The following is an 11,083-nucleotide window of genomic DNA, read 5'->3' as shown; positions in this document are numbered from 1 at the left end:
CTTCATTTACTTCAGCAACAATTGCTTGTTTGTCTTGAAGATTTAATGCCATTGGTTTTAGCTCCTGATACACTCTACTATTTACATAGCAGAATTACAAAAAACCTCAAAAATTTCACCGCTTACGCGTTTCTTCTTGAGCCTAAGGTGTCCAGAAGCAGAGAAATTCTGTCTGTTCACCATCTATGTAGGATAATTAAGTGCCAAGCACTCCTACAGTCTTCGATGGGGCTTGATGAGGCAAGCACCATCAGTTTTTACACATTACCGTGTAAAACGAGAGTAAAATTATAGTCTGAGCTTGTTTATTTGTAAAGCAATAATCTAAAAAATGATCAAAAATTTCAGACAAAAAACGCCACACTGGATTCCATGTGGCGTATGAAAATGCTTATCTATTTATAGATAACCATAAATACCTGCAAAAAGGTAACCAAATACACAAGCGGTAAATACCCCGATTAACCCTGGCAATATAAAACTATGGTTAATCACAAATTTACCGATATGTGTTGTGCCTGAACGGTCGAATTGAATTGCTGCTAAGTCACTTGGATAAGTAGGTAAAATATAATAGCCGTAACACGCACTCGCAAACGCTAAAATAACACCAGGTTCAACGCCTATATTTAACGCAAGTGGAACAAACGCCACCAACGCCGCAGCTTGTGAGTTTACAAATTTAGAAATCAATAACAACATAACCGCATAAGTCCAAGGATGAGCACGTACGATATCACCTAATGCAGATTTCATCATTGGCGTATGCACCGCAAACATTGTTTCAGCCATCCAAGAGATACCAAACACCGCAACAAGGGCAATCATACCTGAACGGAAAATCTCATTTTTACTGATTTTGCTCGCATCCATTTTGGTGAAAATTACAATCAATGCACCTGCAAGCAACATAAAGATCTGAATCACATTCACCATACCAAGTGGTGAAGATTTTTTCATCGTATCTTTCAACACGATAGTCGCATTTTCAATGCTTTCCACTTTATCTTTTACAGTAACTACCACCTTGCCTTCTTCTGCAACAATGGTTTGTTTCACGTTATCTTTTTCATCTAACACTTGCACGTTAGCAAAAGTGGTTTTTGCTTTCGCTTTGTTATCTTTCACATCAAGTAACACTGTGCCATCTTTCGCTTGTGCGACAATTTTACCCTCTTTTACATTGATACTTTGCACTGGCTTATTATCAACCACTATCTCTACCACTTGAGCTGGCACGGTTTTATCAAAAGAAGGACGTAATTCTTTGAAATAACCTAATACCGCCACAAGCACAATCGCACCGAAGAAAATCCACATCGCATTCCAGCTTGATTGCGGTAATTTTTTATCTAAAAGTGAAGCAGAATCACCATACACATATTTTTTGAACTCTGGATTTTTGATTTTTTCTTGGAACACAGGGTCTTTATCTAAATCTTTACCACGGAACCAACTGAAAATACCTATCGCTAACACACCGCAAAGGGTTGAAGGCACAGTAATTTTCAATAAATCTAAATAACCATCAAAACCTGCGAGAGGTGTTTTTGAATTCACTAAAAACGCTGTCAAAGTCACCACTGCAACCGATACCGGTGAAGCAATAATCCCTAACTGAGACGCAATTGAACTTGCCGCCATCGGACGCTCTGGGCGAATATCGTTTTTAATCGCAATGTCGTAAATAATCGGCAACATCGTATAAACCACGTGCCCTGTACCGCAAAGAATGGTTAACGTACAGGTTACAAACGGTGCAAGAATACTCACATATTTCGGGTTTTTACGCAGCATTTTTTCCGCAATTTGCAACATCACATCCAAACCACCGCTGGCTTGAAGGGTTGCAGAGGTTACCACCACCGCAAGAATAGTAAGCATTACATCAATCGCAGGTTTACCTGGTTCAATCCCAAACCCAAATACCAACACGATTAAGCCAATCCCACCAAGCATTCCAAGTGCAATGCCTCCCTTTTTCGCTCCATAGAACAAACAGATCAACACAATCACAAGTTGAATTGCAAACTGCGTTCCTTCCCCTAAGTTCATCAGAAAATCCATAGATACCTCTATACGGTTAAAAAATAAAAACTGGAAGGAATATAGCACGAATCTACTTTTCAAAATGTGATCTACATCACACTATTTATTTAGAGAAAACCAATTTGCATTTTTTTTCTTTTTTGCACCGCTTGTAAAAAAGAAAACCGTAGTATTTACTACGGTTTCACTCTTATTTCACCAACAACGCTTTCAGCTCACTCAATCCTTGCTGAATCTCATTTTCCAGAGTTTCAATGCGAGCTAAAATCTCGCTTGGTGCTTCATATTCTTGCTCTTCGTGCACCACTTCTTTATAGCGATTAATGGATAAATCATAGCCATTCGCCACAATATCCGCCACATCCACCACAAAACTCGGCTGCGTTTTATCGCCAAAGCGTTTTTCAATTTCCGCCTGATTATTTGCCAAATGTAACGCCTGATATTCCGCCCACGTTTTTTCCACCAACGGTAAATCATTTTGTTCTACAGGCGAACGTTTATCATCAAGACTATAGCCATCGGCTTGCACATCGTAGAACCACACTTTGCTCGTGGTGCCACCTTTGCGGAATAACAACACTGCCGTTGAAACGCCCGCATAAGGTTTAAATACCCCACTTGGCAAACTCACCACGCCTTCCAATTGGTTATTTTCAATTAATGCCTGACGCAACTGTTTATGGGCTTTCGATGAACCGAATAACACGCCATCTGGCACAATCACGCCTGCACGTCCGCCCAGTTTTAACGCATTTAAAATATGTGCCACAAACAATAATTCTGTTTTCTTGGTTTTCACCACGCTTAACACATTCGGATTCGTATTCGCCTCATCAAGGCTACCTTTAAACGGCGGGTTTGCCAAAATCACATCAAAGAAATTCTTTTCTTGTTGCGGATAATGCTCGTGAATCGATTTATTCAAGGTATCTTGATAGCAAATATTCGCCCCACGAATGCCGTGCAACAACATATTCATACTGGAGACGCTCAACATCGTACTATCAAAATCAAAACCCCAGAACATCTGATTTTCCATAAAGCGGCGGTCTTCATCAGATAATAAATCCCCAATGTAATGCACGTTGCCTTCCGCATCTGGCTGTTTGTATTCTTCACTCGTGTGCGTTTTATTTAAATATTCCACCGTACGCACCAAAAAGCCAGCCGTACCACAAGCTGGGTCACACACCGTCTCATTCGGTTTCGGTGCCACCATTGTGATGATCGAATCAATAATATGACGCGGTGTGCGGAACTGACCGTTAATGCCTGCCGTTGAAAGTTTACTCAATAAATATTCGTAAATATCGCCTTTCACATCGCTTTGGGTTAATGGCAACTGATCAACCAACTCAATCGCGGAAACCAGCACGCTATCGTTTTTAATTTCCACCGAAGCCTGCTGCATATATTCGCCCACTTGCCCCAAACCTGAAGCCGAACCTGCAAGGCTGGCAAAATGAGGGAACACCTTATCTTTCAAATGCTGGCTTAATTGTGATCCTGAAAGCTGGCGAAAATTTTTCCAACGCAATACTTGCCCTTCGGGAGTATCTGGGAAAATGCGATTAAACGCCTTGCCTGTGCGTTGTGCACGTCGCTCATTGGCTTCTTCTTGCATATCCAACATTCGGGCAAACACCAAATAACTGATTTGTTTCACCACCGTAAGCGGATCAGTAATCCCCCCCGTCCAGAATTTTTCCCAGAGTTTATCAATATCGTTACGAATTTTGCCTGTAAGCATAGTGTGTCCTTGTTTGTGAAAATGTGTGTGAATTTGACCGCACTTTGGTGCTTTTATCGCGTATGCACTTCGTTTTATCTTCTGCCAAATCTCCCCTTCCCCTCTTTGCTAAAGAGGGGGATTAGATCGAGCTAAAATCTCATTTTAATCTCTACTTTGAGATTAACGGAAATGGATAAGTCAATTACCGTTATTTTACTAAAGAAAATTCCCCTCTTTAGCAAAGAGGGGAAGGGGAGATTTGGCAGTCGTCATTAGCGAAGAAATTATTCTAAGTACTACACCAACTTCCCTCTAAATGCCCGTTGCATCAATGCCTGATGTTGTATTTCCAACTCCGCAAGGCTTTGTTGCAGTTGGGATTTTTGGGTTTGGATTTTTTCGACGATTTGGGCGAATTGGGTTTGTAAATTTAGTTCTGGAATATAAAGAGAAATATTTTCCATTTCTTTTGCATTAATATTTGCCATTCCAATAATATTTTTTGCCATATTGAATAAAATTGCTTTGATATATTTGCTATTCATATAGGCTAATAGAAATTGACTATTTATTTTCTCTTTATTTGGGATGATTTTAATCAAATATCCAGCAAATGCCATCGGTTTATCTAAATTATATAACCCTGTTTTCCCTACAAGTTCTTTACTATTTGTACGGTTAAATAACAATTCGCCTTTATGGACAAGATGCTTTTCTTTATCTTTTTCGCCCAAATCAATATATTTTAAATTTGAATAATCCATTTCGCCCTGATAAGTAATATTATTCATTCTCAAAATTGGATATTCACCTTCTGTTTCCGAGGCTTTATTACTCGTGCCATATTGAGATTTTAAAATAACATCTTTAATCTTTCCAATTTCCCATCCCTTCGGATTCGTAATCGGATCGCCAAACATCTCCAAAAACACCGACTGCACCAACACATCCAACTCTGCAATCTGTGCCTTGCGTTTGGCAATAAGAGCGGTCGATTTATCGAGGATTTTTGCAATTTGGGTTTGGGTGGGTAAGTCGGGTAAAGGAATTTCCATTTTTTCCAAGCTTTTCGGGCTTAGATTTGGCTGTGCAACACCCCCAGCAGACATTAATAATTTTTCTAAATATCTTCCCGAAAAAACATATTTTAAATAACTTTGTGAGGTTTTATCTTTTGCTCTAACAATTGCCACTCGTTGATTTAAATAGCATCTCTCTTTTAAATTATGAGCAACTGCAATTTTGCCTACCGTTGCACCTGATAACGCCATCAAAATGTCATTTTCTAAAATTCTAAACTGTTCAGAAACACCGTAATCTGCAGAATCAAATGTAATGGCTGAATCAATTTCTACTCTACCATTCTGTAAATCTCCAATTCGGATAATTCTATCGTGACCTGATTTTATCAATTCACTCTTAAAGGCATATCCAGAAATAACTTCCGCAACCGATTGTAATTCCTGTAATTTCATCTTATCTCCACTCCGTAGGGTGTGTGGATTGGCACAATCCACGCACGCAAACATTATCAATTACGCGTGCGTGAACCTTGCGGTTCACACACCCTACAGGTCATCTACAAAAATCTCTAAAAATTTGACCGCTCTTTTCCCAACACCGTTAATCGATATTTTTGATTACGGCTGGTGGGTTTATCAGGAATCGTCATCTCCACCAAACCTTGCTCAATCGCTGGCAAAAGATATGCTGTACGGAAATGTCGCTTATGATGAATATTCAATTCTTGCATTAATTGGGAAATACCTTTCTCTGTATCACTCAATTGCTTAATTAACCGCTCAACTAATACACTCATTGTATACATATCTAGTGATACATCTAGGTCGGTATCTAGGTCGGTAACTAGGTCGGTATCTTGAGGGGTATCTTGTTCCTCCACCAACATTTCCTGATGAATAGGCAAACTAATAAGAAAATAACTGCGTTCTTCATCGGTATCAAAAACTGCTTCAGGCGAACCGTTTTTTGCCATTTCACGAATAATTTTAGGAATCCCTGTTGAGCGTCCTTCGGTTAATTCTAAATCTTTTAGAAACTCGCCCAAACGACGGTTACGATAACGACGGCTGACGGCTTTTCCTGTTTGTAAATCGGCAAGTTTAATCGAGCGATCAGGTCCTGGATAGCTTAAAATTTCAATTTCCGTTGGGGTAATACGCACTTCAATCGGCTCACGAATTTCATAAGAACGATGATAAACCGCATTGACCACCGCTTCTTCAATAGCAAGAAACGGATAATTCCATAACCGAATCGCTTTAGCTTGATTCGGCACTTTAATGATCTTCTCTTGCAAATAAAGGTTTTTGATATATTGCAAGGCATCTTGCGTAATACGCCCTATCGGTCCTTTGAAAATTTTTTCTTGAATCACACCGCCTGCCACACCTTGTGGAAAATATACCACATCAATTTGCGTTGCAGGGAAAAAGCGTTCAGGCTGACTGTTAAACAGTAACAAGCCAACATTTTTGGGAAATAACGCTTCTGGCACACCGCCTACGACGTTCATTCGTTTTGCCAATTCTTCAACCGACAAGGTTTTCGCACTGGGGGCTAATTCGCTGCGAATTTCCGTTAAAAATTCTCGCATAAGGTGCGGTTCTAAATCCTCTAACGTGGCTGAAATACACAATCTATCATCAAAAGGAATTTTATTGGCTAAAGAAAGCAGCTCTTGTTCAATCTCGCCTTTGGCTTCAACCGTGTTGGAATGTTGGCGAATATAATATGCCCAATTATCGCTATTTTTCCTGAAAGGCTTTTCTTAGCACGATAAGGACGCATTTCACCGCCCACAGCCCATAATACTAAAATCAACTTGCCTTGAATTTCATAGGTTGCTGTGAGCGTATGAAAAGCGGGCACAATATCGTGTTTTTCCAGTTGCAGTAATTCTTTATGAATTTTATCAATTTGCTCAGGTTGTAACCCTTTTGGCGGCAATTGTGGAATACCTTCTTTTTCTGCCACCCCAACAATCACATAGCCACCACCTAAGTTGTGAAAATCGTTAGCGAAAGCACACAAAGTATGCAAAATGGCTTCAGGATTCCAACTCTCTTTAAATTCAATCCGTTCATCTTCAATGGTTCTACGGGTTAATAAATCATTGATATTGATAGGCAATTTATCATTCACTATGCACGCCTCCCACTTTCTCCACAAAATATGGCTTAATCAGATCAAACAATTCATTCGCACTTTGTTCATCAAAAAGACCATCAATACTTTCGTGGCTAATCGTGGTAAAAGGTGCTTCAAATAATCGCTCACGGGTAATACCACCGTGTCTTGCTAAGAAACTTTGCAGTAAATCGAGGAATTGCACCTGTTTAGCGGTTAAATCACGGTGATTTTGGGTAAATTTCTCAAAATGTTTCTCTAATGCTTTGGCATCTAATCCCACAATTTCTTTTAACAATCGGTTTAAATCCTCCACCGTTTCGCCATAAAACGCTTTAAGGCTGGCTAAATCCACATTCGGATGCTGTGTCAAAATAAGCGAGAAGAGCGATTCGATTTCATCTTTGCTGACCACTTGGTTGTGTTTTACTTTCTGAATCACGATGTTATCCACAAATTGCTCAAAAATAAGCTTCATTTTCACACTATAACGCGGTGCTTCAATAATTCTCTCTTTGATTTCAATTTTGCCATCTGCCACTTTGGTAGTGTTCACATAAATTGGTGAAATCACGCTATCATAGCGACGATATTGCATAATGCCGCGTAGTTCAAGACGTGCTTGTTCAAGGGCTTCGATATTCTCTTTTACCCAGAAATCACCGTGACGCAAGCGGTCGATTGTGGCTTGATGTTTGCGAACCACATCTAAATCCGCTAAGGCACCTAGCCAATCAAGTAGTTGATTTTGATACGCCCCAAAATCGCTCGTTTTGCTGAGCCATTTGCCTTGAATTTGTGCAATAAGTCTGTCAAATCGAACCGCTTGTATCTCATTTTCTGGCAATGGACGCTGTCTCATTAGTGGCGAGATAATCTTCTCTAAGCGGTGTACGCTTTGGTTATCCCATTGGCTAATGGCATTGCTTTCTCGCATTATCGTGACGGTTTCAAGCTCACGTTTCACTGCAATCGCTTCTAAAGGCAGGGCAAGCACATCTTGTTTGATTAACTCACTCACCCATTCAAAATAACGCCCTTGTTTTTTCGCTTCTTTGGCAAATGCAAGGCGAGCATCAAAGCAACTTTGATAGAGCGGTTTAGCTTGTTCTACGTCTTCACGTTCTTGATATTTTTCGCCAAAATATTCAAAGTTTTGGTAATGGTCGAAAATCACAAAGTGATCTTTGTCTGCATTTTGGTCTAGCAAACTTTGACATAAACGTGTGCCACGCCCAATCATCTGCCAAAATTTCACTTTTGAACGAACCGCTTTAGCAAACACAAGATTCAGAATTTCAGGCACATCAATGCCCGTATCTAACATATCCACCGAAACCGCAATACGGAATGCGTTGTCTGGTTGTTTAAATTCCTCAATCAAATGATCTACGTGCTGAATGCCATGATGAATCACTTTACACATTGCCGTGCCATATTGTGGATAAAGTTGGCAGAAGATTTTTTCTAAATGCTCGGCGTGTTTTTGGCTTTGGGCAAAAATAATGGTTTTGCCTAATCGTCCATATTTGGCACGCAAGCCTTTTTCCATTAAATTGGTAATAATGGCACTGTCGGTTGCATAGCTGAAAATATCTTTGCCGAGCTGGGCGGCTTCAAAATCAGCATTTTGTGCATCTTCTTCACCTAAATCTTCTTCTAATTGGCGTTTTTGTTCTGCTGAGAGTTGGTCGTAACGAATCCCTTCACGCAAAAACTCGGTGGTCATCTCTTTAACGACATAACGAGCTAAATAAGGCGGTTCGTGTGCCCAAGCTTCTTCCAAATCAAAAGAATAGGTCGGCATTTGGTTTTCACAACCAAAAAGCGAATAGGTATTGCGGCTAATAAAACTCACAGGCGTTGCAGTAAGCCCAACTCTTAACGCATCAAAATAATCGAAAATATCGCCATATTTGTTATAGATTGAACGGTGCGATTCATCGGCAACAATCACATCAAAATAACCCGTATTGAGCTGAGCAAAACGGTTCATCATTGCAGGATAAGTCGAAACATACACGCGTGCAGCATTATCAATCTCCCCTGTTTCTCCTACTAAACAACGAGGTTCTGAAGGCAAAAAGTCTTTAAACGCTTCATCTGCTTGTCTGCGTAATTCGCGTCGATCGCATAAAAAGAGCACACGTTTCGCCCATTTTTTCTCAAGTAATAAATGAATTAACGCAATCGCCACTCGGGTTTTTCCTGTGCCTGTTGCTTGCACAATTAAGGCTGAACGACGCTGATTTTGGAACGATTCTGCTACCGCTTTAATGGCGGCAGTTTGGTACATTCGCCCTGCGATATTCTGGCAGCGATTTGGATAATTTTGCGTGAGATCTTGCTTATATTGGCGTTGGAAAAAGAGCTTTTGCAGGCTCTCTTTATCATAAAAATTAAACAGCTGACGAGGGGTGTTGTACACCGCATCATCCCAAATAAAAAGTTGATAACCATTGCTATAAAACAACACGGGACGTTGCCCGTAGGTTTCTTCTAAAGCATCGGCATATAAGCGCACTTGCTCACGTCCATCTTGCACGCTACGGCTAGTTTTCTTTGCTTCAAGCACAGCAAGTGGTTTGCCATCATCGCCCCAGAAAACATAATCTACAGCTCCTCTACCTGAAGGTGTACCTTTGAAATTCGTTAATTTATGCTCTTTTTCCACCGCTTGTGGATTATTTACTTCCCAACCTGCTTGGGCAATTTGAGCATCAATCAAATAGCGGCGAGTTGCGGCTTCATCCCAGCCCAAACTTTGGGCGACTTGTGTGCTTTGTTGTTTACGTAAAGCAAGATCTTCATCAGAAAGCATTTCCGCTTGTTTCGCTTGTGCTATACGTTCTGCTTCTAGCTGTTGAATCACCGCTTGTAGGCGCTCTTCTAATTCTTTTATCCGCTTGCTTTCATTGACATTCGCAACAACAGAAAGCGGTTCTTGATATGCTGTAAGTTGATCTGGGCGTGCATAGGCATAACGCACCATCATATAGATGGCAAGTTTATGTGCTACTTTTAACGCTTCTTTCGCCACCGCCACATCGCCTTTTGCACCGTGAGCGGTTTTATTTCCTTGAAGGCGGAGGTAATCCAGTTGTAGATAAAGCTCTGGAGCAACTGAGCGTCTAAATTCAATAGATTGAAGTAAATCGTTAAACGAGGCTTGAGGAAGACGAGGTAAACGCTCCTCATTGTAAATAATACGTACCATTTCTTCTGCAAATCCACGCAAACGCGTTAAAGAGCTACCTGCATCAATATAAAGCAACTTTTCAGCAAGTTCTGCTTGCTCCATTAGCTGTGGTTGGTATGTTTCAAGAAAAGCAAAATTTGTTACGTTCATTTAATAACCTCGAAATCGCACTCAATAACCAATAAAAAAACCGTACAGAACAGAATTCTATACGGTTTTTAGAAATCAAACTAGAAAATTATAGTGAAGCTTGATCAACAGCAACACCAGCACCCATAGTTGTAGAGATGCTTACTTTCTTGATAAAGATACCTTTTGCAGTAGTTGGTTTTGCTTTGTTTAAAGCAGCCAATAATGCTTGAAGGTTTTCTTTTAATTGAACTTCAGAGAAGTTTGCTTTACCAATTGTTGTGTGGATGATACCGTTTTTATCGTTACGATAACGGATCTGACCAGATTTAGCATTTTTAACTGCTTCAGCAACGTTTGGTGTTACGGTACCAACTTTAGGGTTTGGCATTAAACCACGTGGGCCTAATACTTGACCTAATTGACCAACAACACGCATTGCATCAGGAGAAGCGATAACAACGTCAAAGTTCATTTCGCCTTTTTTGATTTGCTCTGCTAAATCTTCCATACCTACTAAATCAGCGCCAGCTTCTTTAGCTGCATCTGCGTTAGCACCTTGGGTGAACACAGCTACGCGTACTTCACGACCAGTACCGTGTGGTAATACAGTTGCACCACGAACGTTTTGGTCTGATTTACGAGGATCGATACCTAAGTTTACTGCAACGTCAACACTTTCAACGAATTTAGCTGTTGCGAATTGTTTTAATAACGCGATTGCTTCGTTGATTTCATATGCTTTAGTAGAATCTACGCCAGCTTTGATTGCTTTCATTTTTTTAGTCAATTTAGCCATCGTATTATTCCTCCACCACTAA

General features: G+C 40.3%; 8 protein-coding genes. 1 reads left to right on the top strand and 7 read right to left on the bottom strand.

Annotated features, from left to right (window positions below; translation table 11 throughout):
* Nucleotides 1-294, top strand: a 294-nt coding sequence (locus tag QMF79_RS05820; protein ID WP_281773086.1) for a hypothetical protein, incomplete at its 5' end; no start/stop codon positions are given.
* A 105-nt stretch (nt 295-399) separates the two neighbouring features.
* Here the strand turns inward: QMF79_RS05820 and QMF79_RS05815 are convergent.
* The 7 genes from QMF79_RS05815 to rplA form a co-directional block, all read right to left on the bottom strand.
* Nucleotides 400-2,067: an anaerobic C4-dicarboxylate transporter gene (locus QMF79_RS05815; protein ID WP_281773085.1), complete on the bottom strand. Its 1,668-nt coding sequence runs from the start codon at nt 2,065-2,067 to the stop codon at nt 400-402.
* A gap of 172 nt (nt 2,068-2,239) precedes the next feature.
* Nucleotides 2,240-3,802, bottom strand: a complete 1,563-nt coding sequence (locus tag QMF79_RS05810; RefSeq protein ID WP_281773084.1) for a type I restriction-modification system subunit M — start codon at nt 3,800-3,802, stop codon at nt 2,240-2,242.
* A gap of 278 nt (nt 3,803-4,080) precedes the next feature.
* Nucleotides 4,081-5,259 carry a restriction endonuclease subunit S gene (locus QMF79_RS05805; RefSeq protein WP_281773083.1) on the bottom strand — a complete coding sequence of 393 codons (1,179 nt, stop codon included), beginning with the start codon at nt 5,257-5,259 and terminating at the stop codon, nt 4,081-4,083.
* Nucleotides 5,260-5,375: 116 nt separating this feature from the next.
* Complete coding sequence (locus QMF79_RS05800; protein ID WP_281773082.1) at nt 5,376-6,401, bottom strand: Fic family protein; 1,026 nt, start codon at nt 6,399-6,401, stop codon at nt 5,376-5,378.
* 68 nt (nt 6,402-6,469) lie between these two features.
* On the bottom strand, nt 6,470-6,949 hold the full coding sequence (locus QMF79_RS05795; protein ID WP_281773081.1) for an AlbA family DNA-binding domain-containing protein: 480 nt from the start codon (nt 6,947-6,949) through the stop codon (nt 6,470-6,472).
* Nucleotides 6,942-10,283: a DEAD/DEAH box helicase family protein gene (locus QMF79_RS05790; RefSeq protein ID WP_281773080.1), complete on the bottom strand. Its 3,342-nt coding sequence runs from the start codon at nt 10,281-10,283 to the stop codon at nt 6,942-6,944. Before QMF79_RS05790 ends, QMF79_RS05795 begins: the two co-directional genes overlap by 8 nt.
* An 88-nt stretch (nt 10,284-10,371) precedes the next feature.
* A complete protein-coding gene (rplA, locus tag QMF79_RS05785; protein WP_005695230.1) occupies nt 10,372-11,061 on the bottom strand; it encodes a 50S ribosomal protein L1 in 690 nt (229 codons plus the stop codon).
* Nucleotides 11,062-11,083 lie beyond the last annotated feature (22 nt).

The organism is Pseudohaemophilus parahaemolyticus, assembly GCF_938021905.1.
Lineage (GTDB): Bacteria > Pseudomonadota > Gammaproteobacteria > Enterobacterales > Pasteurellaceae > Haemophilus_A > Haemophilus_A parahaemolyticus_B.
The sequence above is the reverse complement of the archived record's forward strand: the minus strand, read 5'-3'. Positions and strand labels throughout refer to the sequence as shown.

What these genes read in the sequence shown, in the direction of transcription:
- QMF79_RS05815 (WP_281773085.1), bottom strand. Translation starts at nt 2,067, where the DNA reads ATGGATTTTCTGATGAACTTAGGGGAAGGAACGCAGTTTGCAATTCAA.
- QMF79_RS05810 (WP_281773084.1), bottom strand. Translation starts at nt 3,802, where the DNA reads ATGCTTACAGGCAAAATTCGTAACGATATTGATAAACTCTGGGAAAAA.
- QMF79_RS05805 (WP_281773083.1), bottom strand. Translation starts at nt 5,259, where the DNA reads ATGAAATTACAGGAATTACAATCGGTTGCGGAAGTTATTTCTGGATAT.
- QMF79_RS05800 (WP_281773082.1), bottom strand. Translation starts at nt 6,401, where the DNA reads ATGCGAGAATTTTTAACGGAAATTCGCAGCGAATTAGCCCCCAGTGCG.
- QMF79_RS05790 (WP_281773080.1), bottom strand. Translation starts at nt 10,283, where the DNA reads ATGAACGTAACAAATTTTGCTTTTCTTGAAACATACCAACCACAGCTA.
- rplA (WP_005695230.1), bottom strand. Translation starts at nt 11,061, where the DNA reads ATGGCTAAATTGACTAAAAAAATGAAAGCAATCAAAGCTGGCGTAGAT.